The organism is Maribacter zhoushanensis (assembly GCF_029350975.1).
Taxonomy (GTDB): Bacteria; Bacteroidota; Bacteroidia; order Flavobacteriales; family Flavobacteriaceae; genus Maribacter; species Maribacter zhoushanensis.
The window spans coordinates 12,858-29,143 of record NZ_JARKMR010000003.1 but is presented as its reverse complement, the minus strand read 5'-3'; the positions used below and the strand labels follow the sequence as shown (position 1 = coordinate 29,143).

Here is a 16,286-nt window from a genome sequence, read left to right as displayed (position 1 = left end):
GTTGTGTACTTTTTGGTGGATATTAGGGTATTAGGGAGATAGTAACTAAAAGAAAATTCTAGCTACTTCAATAAATAATAAAAATTGGGAATAGATTATTTTCTAAGAAATCTCTTTAGGGCGAATCACCTCTTTTCGCAAAAATATAGCAACAGCGGTAAAAATGAAAAACAATATCACCTTACCTGCCAAATAGCCAAAACCATAGTCGGTTAGCCTACTAAAATCAGATATTAGAATACTTGCAATATTGATCAGCATAAAGAAGGCGATAATTGCAGCAATGTAAAAGATAATTTTCTTCATGATATATAAAATCATAAAATGGAAGTTGCTAAAAAGCAACCTCCATTTTTGTAATATAATTATTTAGTAACTGTAGTTGTAGTTGGTGTATAAATACCAAAAGTAAGAGCAGATACCAAACCATTAACAAATGTTTGTTTTGTAGTAACCGTATAGTTTTCTGCACCACCGGCCATAGCCTTAGAATCAGAAACACCTACAGGAGCCAAACCGTAAACTACGTAATGGTTCCACTCTGTTTTTTGACTGTTACCTTGTGCGCCACTACCTACAACACTTGTGTAAGAATAACAAGAAGTTAATAAAATTGATGAAGCAAAAGCTATTGCCATCATTTTCATTGAATTTTTCATTCCTTTAAAAATTAAATTAAACATTTATATAATTACTCATTTTGAGCCTTGATAATGAAGTATTTACATAGTATTTCATAAATTTTATTGGGGGAACAAAACTATTTGCAACTACTTATATAATGCCGAAAGTTAGGAAATTCACGTGGATAGATTCTTACAATGTAACGTAAGTTTTTAAACAATTTGAACTTTAAGAGACTAAATATTTGATGCTTAATACGTTGAAGAATAATTTAATTAATACCCTTACAAATTGAATTACGCTATATTCTTTTGAAAACAAAATTAGCTAAGCGCTTTATTATACCCACCATTCTAAGACCTATATATTATGTTTAAATTCTTTTGTGGCTCTTGAAAAGTAAATCATTAGAATACCAGATTTCAATTGCTAAACAAGTTGTTGTTTTGTACGTACTCATATTTTTCCTACAAAAATGAAAACGGTTTTAAAATACAATGAACAGCTCCAATTTCAACCCTTAGAGTGCGAAAAGTTTTAGCAAGTTAGATACGCTGTTTACAAGGGATTAAATGTCTTTATCTGCAGCAGATAAATATTTTAAAGTAATTGCGGAAATTAAGCCGTTGAAGAAAGTTTGTTTCGTTGCCGCCTTTAGGTCTTCATTACCAATAGTACCGTTAGCCGAAACATTGGAAACACCTGCAACAGCTATACTTTGCACGGTATTAAGGCTACCATCAAAATGCTCGATGTTAGCTTGAGCATCTTGATCAACAATGCTAGTGTAAGAATAATAAAATGTAAATAAAATTGATAAAGAAAAAGCAATCGCTGCAATTTTCAATGAATTTTTCATTCCTTTAATACTTATATAATTACCTACTTTGAGTCTTGCCCAAGAAGTACTTTACATAGAATTTCATAAACTTTTGTGGGGGAACAAAACTATTCGAAACTTCTGATTGGATGGTAAATATATTATATTTTAATGATACTTTCCTACAAAAAAAGGTAGGATTTATTAATTTTTTCTTACAAATTATCTTAATTATTGACGCTGAACGCATTACAATAATCGATGAACGGCATAAAAATTTTTGTGTGATTTTAACATTTAAACCATTCTGATACGCTAGAGAAATTGATCAAAAAATAAATAACAATGAATTACTAAAAGAACATATTTAAGCCAATTCTTCAGATACTAATTCTATGATTTCTCCGTTATCATTTGTTGCCCAAATTTGTAATGAATCATAGCCATTACGTTTTACACTTTCAAAATCTATTTTAGTACCGTCTATAAGTTCTAACAGCCCATTCTCATCTACCTCTTCTCTAAACTCATCTTCATAGTCAATACCGTTATAAGTAGAAATGGTTATTTCAAAAATATCATTTGCTTTGCTGTCCTTATAATGATTTGTTATTGGTCTATTCGTAATTTGCTCTTTTGTAAAAGTATCGCAAAACATGGCATTATAGCCGTGTTTACAACCGTCAAATAAAAGTATTTCTTCACCAGACACTACATGAACAGCAACTATCAAAGCTGGTGCAAAATTAGTTTCTACAATAAGGTTATTATAATTTTCGTGAAGTTCTCCGTAGTATTTAATTTTAAATTTACTGTGGCCTGAAGAACTGCCCAGTTTTCTTCGCCATTCATGCGAGTGTAATTCTTTAGGGTTTTTTATATGCTCCGTAAAACCTTCAAGAAATGTGGGACCTAAAATGCCATTGTCCGTGTTTAATACACGGGACTTATCACTCCCTTTTTTAGACATGCCGAAAATGCCCATTACTTTATTTTTATCTGTTTTACCACAGAAGTAAGGGGTATTGCAAAAACACCGTCATCATTTAATAAGAAAACAATATCCTTGGTCTTGCCAATGAGCTTACCCTTCTTCATTTCATTATCTACCATAGTAATGGTAATATCTCTTTGATTGGTTATTTTTTTCTTCGTGTATTTACCGTAAAAACCAGCAGATAAAAACAAGTATATAATAAAACTTATCGCTATTACTGTAATTCTGTATTGTTTAAACCACTTCTTTTTATCGCGCCCTAAATTCATTTTTGAATATGATTTAGGCCATCTCTTTAACCAAACATAATCAAGGTAAAATAGTATGGAAATAAACAGTGTAGATGCCGCTGCAAAAAGAATGATGTAAACATCTGCAAATGGAGCTATTAAAAAATCAAAAACGTCACCGTAATCAAAAATATTAATGCCAAACTCAGCATACTTTTTATAATTAAAAATCATACCTATACCAACAGCCACTAGATAACAAACCGTAATAACAGTCTGTATTTCTTTTATTATTAGTTCATAAGTATCTTTTATTAAGCCTTCTTTCATTATCTAAAAATAAGAAATAAGGTTGAGTAGTATATATTCTGTGATAGGAATACATACGGCTTTATAGAAAACCCCGTATTAAACAGTTTAAAGTATTTATTTGAGATATAAACTTTGCTTAACAAGTAAAGTTCTCAATCCATAAATACATCGTGCCCGTTCATTAATGCTATAAATAGATGCTGAAAATAATTATAGAATTCCAGAATACTTTTGTCACTGTCTTTTGGTAAATTCAAGTCTAGATAAACATACTTTTTGTCTTCATTGTTGAATTTAGAATATCTGTCTTTTGGTTCCACGTGATCCGAAACAATACCACCAAATAACATTAATAAGTAGTTGATATGAGTGGTTTGCATTAGCCCATTTAATACAGTTACTTCTAGTAGTTTATTTGTGTCTATTGTTTTCTTTTTAAAGAGACTTTTGCTTAAAACAATTTCTGTTGGTTTTGAACTTTCAAAGAATGTTTGCCCGTGATTACGCATTTCGCCAAATCGTTGTCCGCTTACATTTTGATCTTCAATAAAAACTATTGTTGTAGAATACGGTAACCCTTTTTTATTTGATTCTTCGGCAATTGTTGCAAGCCATTTTTCACATTTTTGTGAAATTGGATAAGAGACATATCCAACACAACCAAATGCTGTATTTTGTGAAATAGGGCAATTTTCGCACTTCTTCCCTAACTGTTCTAAATGGTTGGTCTTTTCAATTAAATCAGAAACTTTTACACTTACATTTTTATTTCCTTCTGGTGTCACTAAGGTCTGTGTAAATGAAGTTTCTAGTGCTTCTTCTCTGGTTTTACCACTTTCAATAATCATATTTAAAACTGCAAAACCTCTATTGCGGTCTTTAATTTGATTTAAAAGTTCTTCTTGAGGTACAATTTCTTTTACTTCACAATCTCTTTGCGTTATTAAATCTAATCCCATTTTGTAGTTTAAGTTGATTGGTTATAACGGTTTTGATTGTAAATAGTTGTTTGATAAAGTACTTAATTGAGCAAACGAAAAAAGCTCAAAAATATGTGATTTTAGAAGCTATGAGCCTAGAATAATATTGTTTCAGATTAAGGGAGAATTTGATTTTTTTATAGCTTAGTTCTTTTTTATATGTAGTTTTTTAAACGTTATTAATATCAAACAAATGATTTAATGCTTGTTGTTTTACCACATTTAATGTTGGTACAGATATAAAAAGTTTATTTGCTGCTCTACTCACAGCTACATAATTAATTCTTTGCTCTTCTAAATTTTCTAAATCTGGGGTAATTAAAAAGTTAATGTCACTTTCTTTTTTTAGAACTAGTAGAACATTATTAAATTCGTCACCTTTTGATTTATGAATTGTTTTGTGTAAACTTAAATCTTCAGGTATTGAAACACAAAGTGATAATTGATTGAAGGTTTGATTTTCATAAAACAACTTGACGGCACCTCTGCTAACTTTCGTCATATTTGAATCAACGTTTAATCTAACAAATTCAGAAAACTGTATTAAAGAAGCAGATTTATATTCATCATATGCATTTAATAATATTGAAATATATTTTAAGGATTTACGTTTCCCTCTTATTTTATCAACCTTATAGCTAAAGAGTTTTTCTAATTCTTTAATAGCATCTTTAAATTTGTTCTCTCTAGCATAAGCTATTGATTTTATACAAGAGTGTATTAAGTATTTTCTATCCCTATTAGAATCCTTTATTAACAGTTTTTCTAAAAGTTTACTATCTAAGCCAACACCATTTATCTCAGTTTTCAAGGCGTTGGAAAGAAAGTTGCTCCTTGACAGAGTTTGAACATTTTCCAATGCACACTTTTCTTTTGCTCTTTGTAAAGCAATAGTCATATCTCCTATATAAATGATAGGTTTTTCGATTGTAACATTCCTATATTTTACTTGGCTTATATCTGTTCTAATCGAATTGAGAACATCTATTATTTCATTACTACTCCTTCTGTTTTCGTTAAGAGTATACTCTCTTAGATTAGGTAGTGTAAAAGAATTAAACTGAGTGTGATTTGCACCTTGAAATCCATAGATAGATTGTATAGGGTCTCCAATAACACCAGTTTTTATTCCACTTAAACCTAATATTTTGAAAATTTCTAATTGAATTGGATTACTATCTTGAAATTCATCAATTATTAAATATGGAAACTTAGCTAGTAATACATCAGATATAAATGGGAACTTTTTTAGTAGTTGGAAACTAAAAAATAATACATCATCATGTGAAACCTTACCTTCATTCCAATATTGCTTCTTGTATTCAATTAGATTATGCTCTAAAGCGTTTAAACAAATTCTATTTAAATACCTTCTGTCATTACCTTCTATATAGTAAGCCTCAGAACGAACAAGACTAATGTCAATATCATTGTTTGTTGGATTATAATTATAAGCAATAGAATTAAACCAATTAATTAATGCTGTTTTATTGTTTTGTAATCTAGTTAATTGATTAAAAGTGAAAGGGTGTCTTAAGGTTGAAGAATTTGGGTGATCTTCTATCCAATTACTAACTTTTTTAAAACTTGTTTTTATTTCATCATGACCATCAACCTTACTGATATCTATATTATATTCCTCAGCAATAAATGAAACATATGGCTTCACTATATGCTGATATAAAAAACTGTGTATTGTAGATACTTCTACTTGTGCAGATGAAGTACCTAAACGCTTATAAATAGTTTCAACAGCAGTATTTGTATATGTGATACACGCTACTCTTCTTGTTATTGATAGCTTATCTGAATTATGTAATATATTCTTAATATGGTTTACCAACCAATAAGTTTTACCTGCACCAGGACCAGCCGAAACCTTGAAATTATTGTCAATATCAGTTATTTTGTAATCAGAGTTTATAGTAGTTATTGACATATCCAATTTATTGTTTCTTTAATATAAGTTGGAACTGTAAATTCGATATATTCAGCTGTGCCGAATTTATTTAAATTATCTTCTAATATATATGCTAATTCTAAAGCATTTTCACCTTTTCCTATGGAAATTAAATATCTTGATGCGATAATGGCTTTCTTTTTATCATCATCATTTGTCCAATTAGAACTATTTATACCATCTCTAATTGCAATGTTTTGTTTGTTAGGATTTGTGTCAGAACCATAAGTAAGTATTTCTAAAAAATCTGAGACCCCTTTTGTGTTATCCTTATATAGGTTCATTAAACTTTCTATTTGAGTAGTATTACTCATAGATTCCGTTATCAGTAATTTCAGACTTGGATTAAAAAGTACAAGGTCATATTCAAATGTTTTTCCTTGATTTGGATCTTGACTAAAAAATCGAATATTAGGGTGAGTTTGATATTTTGTGATATTATCAGTTGAGTTATCTTTATAGTCATTCAAAGTTAAATCTTGCAAGTATTCAAATGGATAGCATTTACGATACTTAGATTCTGTTTTTAATTTTGAAGTTGGGTCTTTGTCTGTTAAACAAGCAATTTTTTTATGAATGGTATTTGGTTGATTTTTATCAAATAAATACAGGAAATGCTCAAAATATCTTCCGTTTACATTTATAATAGCGATATGGTTATCTTCTATAGTTTTAGAAGAATATATTTCATCTGTTGGTTCTGTTTCTTGTTTTAAATTGAATTCTTTTTCTGATTGTATATTATAGTATTTAGCAAAAAGAGACATTAATAATTGCTCTGCTAATCCTTCAACAAAAATAATTTTTGGAGCAAAAAGCATATCGGATTTTGTTGCATCCAAAAAACGTTGAACATATTTTTTATTCTTGTCTACAGGAAATACTTTATTAGGGTAACCTATAGATGTTTCTCCATTTTCATTATGAAGACAAATAATTTCATCTAAGGAAACTGCTGAAGTAATATGTGTCGAATGAGTAGTTACAAATATTTGACGTACTTTTTTTTCTTTTTTATTTTCATTTAAAAATTTAAGAAACTTATACTGCATTGCAGGGTGAAGGTGCGCTTCAGGCTCTTCAATAGCAAGAGTTGTAAATACCTTTGCATTACTATCTAAATAGTCAACATCTGCATTAACCTGCATCTTTGCAAGTAGTAAAGACATAAAAATTAAATTATTATAACCTAATCCATTATGAGTTGCAGGAATCTTAATACCTGATTTATATTCTACAATAAGTTTTAATACCGAATACATTTCATTTTCGGAGATACTCCCTTCAAAAGTAGGAGTTGCGTTATAGAAAGATGCACCTGTTTTATTGGCATATGAAAGAATTTCTTGTTTTCCGTTCTCTATTCTATCCCCCAAGTTTTTTATTAGAACATCTGCTTGTTCTGAAAATAATTCTTTTTTTGCTTTAATTTCAGCATGTTTTACTTCTCGAGTCTTTCGTTCATCAATTTTAATTTCGTAATCTATAAAGAAATCAAAGACTTCTCTTAAAAGAGTATTACGACCTGTTAACATATCTCTCTCTACATCACGAATAGCGTCTAAAAATTGAAAATCAAATTTTTGTAATGATTCTGAATCAGCCGTGGCTTGATTTAATATTTCTCCACCCCAAATTTTATATCCATAAAATCTTATAAATTCATGTTTTATTAATTTCCAAGCTTTGTTAATTCCGATAGGTGTTTTATCTGTTATTGAGGATAACGCTTTTATATATTTTTCTCTTTGTTTTTCAGGTAAAAAAAACTCATAAGTTAATAAAGCCTCATATGAATTATCTAGTTTTGTTAACCAATTAGAGATTGTTACTAAATCATCAGAAGTTTCTTCTTCGCCTTTAGTTATAGTAACAGATATACTAATCTTAGGCGGATTTTTTTTAAGCTCGTCTAAAGTTACATTCTTATTAAAGTCATCTATATTCAATCGTTTTGGTCTATCGTTATCCACTACTAATGATAAAGCTTTAACTAAATTAGTTTTTCCAGCATTATTGTGTCCAATTATTACATTTACACCATCATTAAATTCAATTTCTTTGTTCTTAAAGTTTCTGAAATTATTTATATAAATTTTAGATAAATACATTTACTATTTTAGTTTTAATAATATTTTTTTGAATTGAACACAACAACATGTTGAATACTAAAACTTTAAAACGGCAGGGGAAGTAGTGTTTTAAAACCGACTAGAAAGGTAGTATTTTTCTTCAATGTAGCATTACGGATAACCGTAAAAAGAGAAGGAAACATTACGAGATATGATATTAAAAACTCAAAATGCTACCTAAAATGTAATAAGGAAATAGGGTAATCACGGTATTTAAAAACGGTAACTGAGAACTACATCATCCATCTTATTTGGTACATGAATCAGCTATTTATAAAGTAGGAAATTCAGAAACAACATTCAATTTTGAAATCGTAATTATGAAGTGGGTTAAATTAAAAACAAACAAGGTTAAAAGAACTTAGTAATGAAAAGTTGCTTTTAACCTTAATTATAATTGCTGTACTTATGATGTAACAAGCCTTAACTTATTTACCTGTACTATTTAATCTCCATCTGTATCGTTAAAGGTAACCACTATATTGGCCGCGCTTGAAAAATCTGTCTTAAACAAACCAATAATTGTTTGTAAATCTGTTCTAAGGGTCTCAAGTGCCGCAACATCTGTCACCAAAGTATCTTCAATTGCTCCGTCAATAGCCTCTAAATCGCTCATAGCAACTACAAAAGCTTCTTGCAACGCAATGTCTAAATCTGGCCTGTTCAATACCTCTATTAAATAATCATCTAGACCAAAACCTGTTTGGGCTTCATATGCACCCAAATAGCTTTTGTACAACGTATTTAGGTTAACAATCAAGGCTTCTTTACTGGTTCTGCTCCTATATGCCTCAAAATAAGTTTCGCCATCAGTTTCGGCATTTAGCGCTTCTTCTATTTTAGTACCCTTCATAGCCTCTAATGAGGCAATAATTGCATTGACCACTTGGTTTTGACTTCCATTGACACCGGTCTCTAAATTACTCTTAAAACTAGGTTCTACACCTTCCCAAAACGTTTGTAAAAATTCTGCTTGTTCCGCTAAATTTTCTATCAGTGCCAATAAGTACTGCATGCGCCTTTCGGCATTTTCACCTGTTGTTAATTCGGTAAGTATTACAGCATTGGTTTCATGAAATAACAAATATTCAATGGCACTGTACCCTTTAGTATTTGCCCCTACACTAGATACAAAATCATTGTTCAGCGTTTCTTCGCTTGCAATATTTTCTTCCAATGCCTCGTAATTGGTTGGCCATTGATTGATTCTAGTATGTATAAATGAACTCTGAATGGCACCTAGGTTAAATACCTCATTACTTTTCCAATTTAAAAAAGCTGTTTTCCAAGCATCTTGTAAAGCTAATAGCTCAGTTTCAGTAGCTGTTTCCTCAAAGACCAAACTTTGTGTTACCAAATTGTTTAAAACCGCCACATGTGCTGCTTGATTTACCTTAATCTGATAATCATATACATCTGATATTTGCTGGCTACGCCCTTCTTCAACAGGTAACGATTGGGGCTCTTCATTAGTTACACTATCGTCATTACCGCATGAGAATGCGAACGCTACCAATGCTATACATACTATTGTCTTTTTCATCTTCTTAAAGTGTATTTAAAAACTGAATAATTTTATTTCTTTCTTCTGCAGAAAGTTCCTTGAATTTATCTTTTGAAGCCAAAGCTTCACCACCGTGCCATACTATGGCCTCTTCTATATTTCTGGCCCTACCATCATGCAATAGATTGGTATGACCGTTTACTGTTTCTATTAATCCTATACCCCACAATGGCGGTGTTCTCCATTCATTACCGTTTGCATCAAAATCGGGTAGACCGTCAGCTAGCCCATCTCCCATATCATGCAACAATAAATCTGTATAAGGGCGAATGGTCTGGTTTGCCAATGCCTCTATTTCATATACACCGGTCTCTAGTTTTGGTATGTGGCATTTAGCACAGTCTATGCTTACGAACAACTCTTTACCTTCTAAAACATCTTGATCGTCAACATCTCTTCTTTCAGGCACCGATAGCGAAGCCGCGTAAAAAGTGACGTTTTCTAAGTTATCATCCGGTATTTCTGGTGTGCCCCCGTTGGGATAATCATTACAATCTAAAGGATCGGGACAGTTTTCATTAGGAAAAAGTGATGACGTTATACCCAAGTCTCCAGAAAATGCAGCCGCTACTTGTTGTTTTATATTAGGTTGATTGGCTTTCCAACCAAAACGACCTATCACCTTAGTTCCCGTTTCAACATCGTAGACTTGATTGGTTTTCCCCGAAATACCATCGTTATCGGTATCATTAGGGTCGGCATAACTTAATAAGGTTGCTTCTGGTATAGCATCTAACAGCCCCAAACCAATCATTTGATTGGCTACTCTGGGCGATATTCTTGTTAAGGCACTTAAACCACCATAACTTAGACCAGTAAATGAATATTCTGGCATTTGCAAAGCTACCTCGGTACCATCTGCATAGGTTTCTACTAAAGGAGTATAGGTAACAATGATCGTACCTTCTTTATCAACGCTTAAAATAGAATTGTCTTGAAATTGAGTACCATATATGGGATCACCAATATTTTCGCCGTTTTCATTAGTTTGTAAAATACCCAAGCGTAGCAAAAGACCGGTTGAAAACTCACCATCATACTCTGGAGGACGCCCTCTACCATCTTTAAAATGGCACCCAGAACAATTTCTTGCATTGAAAAAAGGACCTAGACCATCTCTTGCGGTTGTAGATGCCGGTGCGGTTACCCAACTTTGATTAAAAAGAGAATTGCCCACCCCAAAGGTTACACGTTCATCGAACGTAAGATCTGGGGAAGCAAAACCAAAGGCTTCTGCAGAAAAATTACTTGATGATGTAGAACCACCGGATAGTTCTTCTCCTTCCTCTGCCATTAAGGGAATAATTACCTCATCTTTACCACAAGAGGCAACAATAATAAGCAGCAGACATAAAAACGTTATTGAAATTCTGTTCATTTTATATAACAACAAAACTGGATTTTAAAAAATCCAGTTTTAATTTACTATTCCGTTAAACAGGACCGCTTAACACAATCCATTATACAAGAAGTGCATTACTTTATATTTAATCGATATCCAAAGCAACTTTAGCTTCTAAAAGCTTATCGCCAAAAGCAACCAATGCCTGTACGGCTGTTTGTACTTTTGCTCCTTCTACACTAGATTCGCCATCAACGATCGCCAAATCAAAAGGATCCAATGTTGCATCTACATCTGCAACCGCTGTAGCCAACAAAGCATCTAACTCTGAAGCTAAATCAGCATCTGCTTCTTCTACCAAGTCTTGTATAGAACTACCGCTAACATTACCATATGCTCCGGTATATACATTTACGATACCTGCCAAGTTCAACCTAATATCCCTGTCTGTATTATCACTGAAACAAGAATGCTCATCTTCTTGGTCTTGGTTTTGTAATGCTACGGCCATACGCTCAATAGCTAATTCGCTTCTTGATAGCTCTGCAATACTGCTGATCATATTATCCAACGCTTCATCTTCGTCTAAAGCCAGAAAAGTTGATCTGTAATCACCTGTCCACTCCTCAATTACAACTTGTAAATGATCTGTCAACAAATCAGCAACTACCGCTAAATAATCTCTTCTACGATCTTGGTTAGCAGCAGTACCACCATCTACAAAATCAGTATATACTCTTTGCCCAGCTAAATTTTCAGAAGGTGCCGTTAAATCTTGACCCCAAAGTAAAAATTCAATTGCATGGTAACCAATAGCAACATTTTCTTCACCACCATTACCGTTCTCACCAGTTAAAATTTCTTTGGATATTATTGGAAAATCTTCCGCATTATTTACAATTCCTGCAGTTTCATCACCTTCTACATAATCAATATACGCCTCATCTAAAGGCCAAGAGTTTAAATATCCTTCAATTTCTTCAGTATCTCCCGTATCTATAGGTCCGTTTGCAAAACGAAACGCCTCTGAAGGACCATAGCTTTCTCTAGAAGTCAACCAAGCTTCTTTGGCTGCCTCAAAATTTTCTTCTGTTGGTGTTGTAACAAAAGTTTGTATAGCTACATTCATAGCTTCTGCGTCTACTAAAGCAGCTTGATAATTAGCCAATACCAAGTCTGCATAATTTTCTATTACCGCTGATGCCTCGGTAGAATTGTCTATTACAACTTCTGCTGCTGAATCATCATCTGATGAACAACCTACTAATGTTAGACCGATAATACCTACCGCCAGAATAACTCTTTTCATTATATTTTATTTAGATTTATTTTAAATAGAGGTCAAATCTAATTCATCACCTAGACACACACAAATTATTTTTACTTATTCTAAATAAACATAACAAGTTTAACATTTAAACTTGAATCTTCAAGTTTTCAGCCTTTAACAATACTGAATCATTAATGGTAAACTAAAAAGTTAAGTATTAGCACAGTAGCATTAGGACGACGTTCAAAATGACAATAGTTGTCTTCACCATTTCACCATTATTCAGTAAAATCAATTTCAACCTGCGCTGCTACTACCCCTTTACCACCAGCCATTAATCCGGTTATATGCTCATTTTTCACTTGCAATTGTACTTCAATAACACTTGAAGATGGCGGACTCATGTATTTGCCTTGCTGAATTTTAAACGTGGTTTTCTTTAACTGCAACACATGAAACAAATAACTTGCTAACGGACCTGCGGCCATTCCTGTACCTGCTTCTTCAAGGATGCCATAACGTGGTGCAAACATTCTGGCAGTGGCGTCAATCTCTGCTGTGGTATCAGTGGTGAATATATAATACCCTATTAAATCATATGCCTCACTGATACTCTCTATGTCATCAAAATCTGGCGAAATATCTTCTAAGGTCTTTGCATCTTTCACGGGAATCAACAGAAAGGAATTTCCTGTATTGACCACTTGCATTGGTGCATTGGGCAAAAGGTCTTTTTTGCTCAATCCTAAGGAATTCAAAATAGCATTCTTTTTCTCTGATACATCTATATACGAGGGAGCCGTTTGCTCCATAAATGCTAAATCGTCTTGTATTTCTATTTTTCTATTTCCGTCTATGGTCTCTTTAGAAGAAGAATTAGACTTTAATAATCCCAATTGTTTTAAATAGGAGAAAGCGGCAACGGTGGCGTGCCCACAATGTGCTATTTGCTTGGTGGGTGTGTAGAAATCTAATTTATAATCTGCCGTCTTAGATTGCGATATAAACGCGGTTTCTGAAAGTCCTACTTTCTGGGCAATGGTTAATTTATTTTCATGCGATAAAGCATCGGCATTCAATACAACACCTGCAGGGTTGCCGCCTTTATCATTTTCAGTAAAAGCATTTAGTATTTGTACGGTAACTTGTTTTTGATTATCCATCATAACTTAATTAAGGTTTATAATAGATAGACGTGCTACACTAGAAAAAGACGTAGCTATTCTTCATTATTTTCAAAATCAAGTAATTTACCTGATGGGTCAGAGGCTACATTGGGGCAAGAAAGCAACTGAACTTTTAAAATTTCCCTAGCTTTTTGAACTCTTGATTTTGTGCCCGAATACGATATGTTCAAATGCTTTGCCAGCTCTTTTTGAGAATATTCTTGAAATGTAGTCAAGACAATAGCTTCTTTATGTTGGGCAGATAACTCACCTATTTTCTGATTGATGCAATTGGTCAATTTAGAATAATCAAAATCATGGGCTTCTTTCTCTGGCATATCAAAATCTACCACATCAACAGTAGGATTTTGTTGCTTTCTAAAATAGTCTATAATCGTATTTCGCGTAATCTGATATACCCAAGATGTCAGTTTAGACGTGTGCTGCAGTTGATGAATTTTGGTCTGTATCTTTAAGAACACATCTTGATGAAGATCTTTTGCCTGTTGCTCATCTTTTACTTTACCTAGAATAAAATGATACAATTCCTCATTAAGGTCTAACCAAATGGTATTGATTTCATTATTTATCATAATTGTAAACGATTTGCTTAATGAAGCACCTGCAAGTTAGGGATTTAGTTGATTGTTGGCTGCAAAATAGTATTAAGTAAAAAGTTTTATCTGTTTGTATGCCTTAATTGTGCTCTGTGGAAAGTTTTACTAGCTACTACGTTTTTAATACCTTAGTCATACCATACAAATCAGAACTAAAATATCTTATCATGTCAAAACTTCTTTCTTCCCTTTTCATATTTTTCTCGCTTTCTACCGCATTAGCTCAAAACAACTTTAACCAAGTATTTTCAAATGCGACAAGACCATCAAAAGACAACATTCGTATAGAATTTCAAGATTCTAGAAATAATAAAGTCTTTTTACCTATTTCTATATTAAAAGGTAAGAATGAGGGGCCTGTTTTTACAGTAGTAGCGGGAGTTCACGGGTTTGAATACCCACCTATTGTAGGGGTTCAAGAGCTTTTGAGAGAAATAAATATGGATAGCTTAAATGGTACTTTAATCATCATACCTATTGCAAACACCAGTTCTTTCTTTTCAAGAACTTCTATCGTTAATCCGTATGACCGGGTGAATCTTAACGGTGCTTTTCCAGGTAAATCCTCTGGTAGTGTCACCCAGAAAATAGCAGATTTTATTACAAATACCATAATACCTGTAAGTGATGTTTTTTTAGATATTCATGGAGGTGGTGTTAATGAAGACCTTATTCCGTTTGCGCTATTCTACGACAACCAAAACTACCCTGAACAAACTAAAAAAGCTAGGGAACTAACTGAAATTAGTGGATTTGAGTACATTGTTTCATACCCTTTTACCTTAAAAGACAATGAACCCGCAAAGTATGTTTTTAAACAAGCCTCACAAGATGGTAAAATAGCCTTGAGCTTTGAAAGTGGAAAATTGGGCAATGTTCAGAAAGATGCCGTAAGCTTTATAAAAAACGGCGTATATAACATGTTGAACAATATGGATATGTACGATAAAGGAACTGCTCCGCATGCCAATCTTATTCAGCTAAACAACCCAACGTACATAAGTGCTACCGAAACAGGACTTTTCTATAGCGACCATAAAGCTGGTTATGCCGTTAAAAAAGGTGATGTTGTAGGTTATATTACCAATGAATTTGGTGAGAAACTAAATGAGTACACAACACACGCATCTGGTATTATTCTGTACAAAATATCTACTCCACCAGTGAACGTAGATGATACGTTGTTTTGTATTAGTTCTAGTTTGTAGAATGATATTGTAACCTAAAAACTAGAACATTCCTATTTGTTAACTTACAAATAGGAATTTTGAAAAGGTAAATTATAAAAGCCTTCAAAAATGTGAAGGCTTTTATAATTCTTAATATGTAGTGAGTAAAATTCTATCTAATTTCTAACATAAACCGCTTTATTACCAGCGTAATTTGTGAAATGTAATAACCCATCTTGTTCTATCTGTACTACTAAATCTTGTGAACTAGTCTGGCTTACTGGGTAATTATCTGGACTAGGTTCTATGGCAGCCAATTCCAAAAGACCATTTCCAAGTAATTTAAAATGTAATTGATATGCTACTTCTTCATACGTTTCATATGAAGTGGCCGTATATTCCTTGTTGATGGATAAAAACACTTTATGCGTTCTTTCTTCATTGTCATTATTAATCTGCTCATAAGATAGAAAAGACCAATTACCAACGAACCTTCTATTATCTGTCATGTACACCTCAGCATAAAACTCATTGTTGTTTGCAGGGGAAAACTTTATAATATTAGAAGCGTCTACATCTAAATCTATTACTTCCCAATTACTCAACACTTTATCTTCTGTATAAATATCTACATAGTAACTCTTTTCCTCTAAATTTTCCGAAATTGAGATTTTGCCAGTAGTATCTATATTACCTGAAAACACAGTATTTGTTTCATTAAAATAATCTTCTTTAGAATCGTATACTTTTACCATAAAGTCTGTAAAGTCATAGTCATTTGAGTATTCTTCTACTTGATTTAAGTTTAATTGAATATTTATAAGGTTTAATTGTTCTTCAGTATCATTCTCAGAGCAACTGAATAAACATATTATGGATAGAAAAGTGAAAATAAATTTCTTCATTTTAATGATTTCTTTTTTGGGGGGTTTATATATCATTAATAATCGTGTTATAATAACATTTTATTATTCATGATATTGTATATCTGAAAAAGTTGTTAAAATAGCTTTTGGCGAATTTCTTGTGAAGAATAGTCTTTTGTAAAGGAAGTTTAAACTTTGAAAAGCCCAATATGTAGAATAGCGGTCAGGTAGTGGTAA

The 16,286-nt window shown here is 32.4% G+C and carries 15 protein-coding genes; 1 reads left to right on the top strand and 14 read right to left on the bottom strand.

Translation table 11 applies throughout. The features are described 5' to 3' along the window. Window positions 1-102: 102 nt before the first annotated feature. The 13 genes from PXD56_RS10565 to PXD56_RS10505 all read right to left on the bottom strand — a co-directional run bounded on the left by PXD56_RS10565 (window position 103) and on the right by PXD56_RS10505 (window position 13,990). Window positions 103-306: a hypothetical protein gene (locus tag PXD56_RS10565; RefSeq protein ID WP_276493311.1), complete on the bottom strand. Its 204-nt coding sequence runs from the start codon at window positions 304-306 to the stop codon at window positions 103-105. 59 nt (window positions 307-365) lie between these two features. After that, on the bottom strand, window positions 366-659 hold the full coding sequence (locus tag PXD56_RS10560) for a Bor family protein (RefSeq protein ID WP_276493310.1): 294 nt from the start codon (window positions 657-659) through the stop codon (window positions 366-368). Between the two features lie 533 nt (window positions 660-1,192). Beyond that, window positions 1,193-1,483 (bottom strand): hypothetical protein, encoded by a 291-nt coding sequence (locus PXD56_RS10555; protein WP_276493309.1) that lies wholly within the window; start codon window positions 1,481-1,483, stop codon window positions 1,193-1,195. Between the two features lie 328 nt (window positions 1,484-1,811). Beyond that, window positions 1,812-2,429, bottom strand: a complete 618-nt coding sequence (locus PXD56_RS10550) for a hypothetical protein (protein WP_276493308.1) — start codon at window positions 2,427-2,429, stop codon at window positions 1,812-1,814. Further along, on the bottom strand, window positions 2,429-3,001 hold the full coding sequence (locus PXD56_RS10545; RefSeq protein WP_276493307.1) for a hypothetical protein: 573 nt from the start codon (window positions 2,999-3,001) through the stop codon (window positions 2,429-2,431). The genes PXD56_RS10550 and PXD56_RS10545 overlap by 1 nt, the downstream gene beginning before the upstream one ends. Window positions 3,002-3,135: 134 nt before the next feature. After that, the gene (locus tag PXD56_RS10540; RefSeq protein ID WP_276493306.1) at window positions 3,136-3,942 is read right to left on the bottom strand and encodes a hypothetical protein; all 807 of its coding nucleotides are present in this window, start codon (window positions 3,940-3,942) and stop codon (window positions 3,136-3,138) included. A 190-nt stretch (window positions 3,943-4,132) separates the two neighbouring features. After that, window positions 4,133-5,902, bottom strand: coding sequence for a UvrD-helicase domain-containing protein (locus PXD56_RS10535; protein WP_276493305.1), 1,770 nt, complete (start codon window positions 5,900-5,902; stop codon window positions 4,133-4,135). Continuing rightward, the gene (locus tag PXD56_RS10530; RefSeq protein ID WP_276493304.1) at window positions 5,893-8,034 is read right to left on the bottom strand and encodes an AAA family ATPase; all 2,142 of its coding nucleotides are present in this window, start codon (window positions 8,032-8,034) and stop codon (window positions 5,893-5,895) included. Before PXD56_RS10530 ends, PXD56_RS10535 begins: the two co-directional genes overlap by 10 nt. Before the next feature lie 466 nt (window positions 8,035-8,500). Further along, the gene (locus PXD56_RS10525; protein WP_276493303.1) at window positions 8,501-9,598 is read right to left on the bottom strand and encodes an imelysin family protein; all 1,098 of its coding nucleotides are present in this window, start codon (window positions 9,596-9,598) and stop codon (window positions 8,501-8,503) included. A gap of 4 nt (window positions 9,599-9,602) precedes the next feature. Next, window positions 9,603-10,997 (bottom strand): di-heme oxidoreductase family protein, encoded by a 1,395-nt coding sequence (locus PXD56_RS10520; RefSeq protein ID WP_276493302.1) that lies wholly within the window; start codon window positions 10,995-10,997, stop codon window positions 9,603-9,605. A 109-nt stretch (window positions 10,998-11,106) separates the two neighbouring features. Further along, entirely contained in the window at window positions 11,107-12,270 is a 1,164-nt protein-coding gene (locus PXD56_RS10515; protein ID WP_276493301.1) for an imelysin family protein, read from the bottom strand. A gap of 239 nt (window positions 12,271-12,509) precedes the next feature. Next, window positions 12,510-13,397, bottom strand: a complete 888-nt coding sequence (locus PXD56_RS10510) for a PhzF family phenazine biosynthesis protein (RefSeq protein WP_276493300.1) — start codon at window positions 13,395-13,397, stop codon at window positions 12,510-12,512. A 53-nt stretch (window positions 13,398-13,450) separates the two neighbouring features. Continuing rightward, window positions 13,451-13,990, bottom strand: a complete 540-nt coding sequence (locus PXD56_RS10505; RefSeq protein WP_276493299.1) for a sigma-70 family RNA polymerase sigma factor — start codon at window positions 13,988-13,990, stop codon at window positions 13,451-13,453. A 191-nt stretch (window positions 13,991-14,181) separates the two neighbouring features. On the opposite strand from PXD56_RS10505, the gene PXD56_RS10500 reads away from it, so the two are divergent. After that, window positions 14,182-15,222 (top strand): succinylglutamate desuccinylase/aspartoacylase family protein, encoded by a 1,041-nt coding sequence (locus PXD56_RS10500; protein ID WP_276493298.1) that lies wholly within the window; start codon window positions 14,182-14,184, stop codon window positions 15,220-15,222. Between the two features lie 137 nt (window positions 15,223-15,359). Here PXD56_RS10500 and PXD56_RS10495 read toward each other — a convergent pair whose 3' ends face one another. Next, window positions 15,360-16,088, bottom strand: a complete 729-nt coding sequence (locus tag PXD56_RS10495; RefSeq protein WP_276493297.1) for a hypothetical protein — start codon at window positions 16,086-16,088, stop codon at window positions 15,360-15,362. Window positions 16,089-16,286 lie beyond the last annotated feature (198 nt).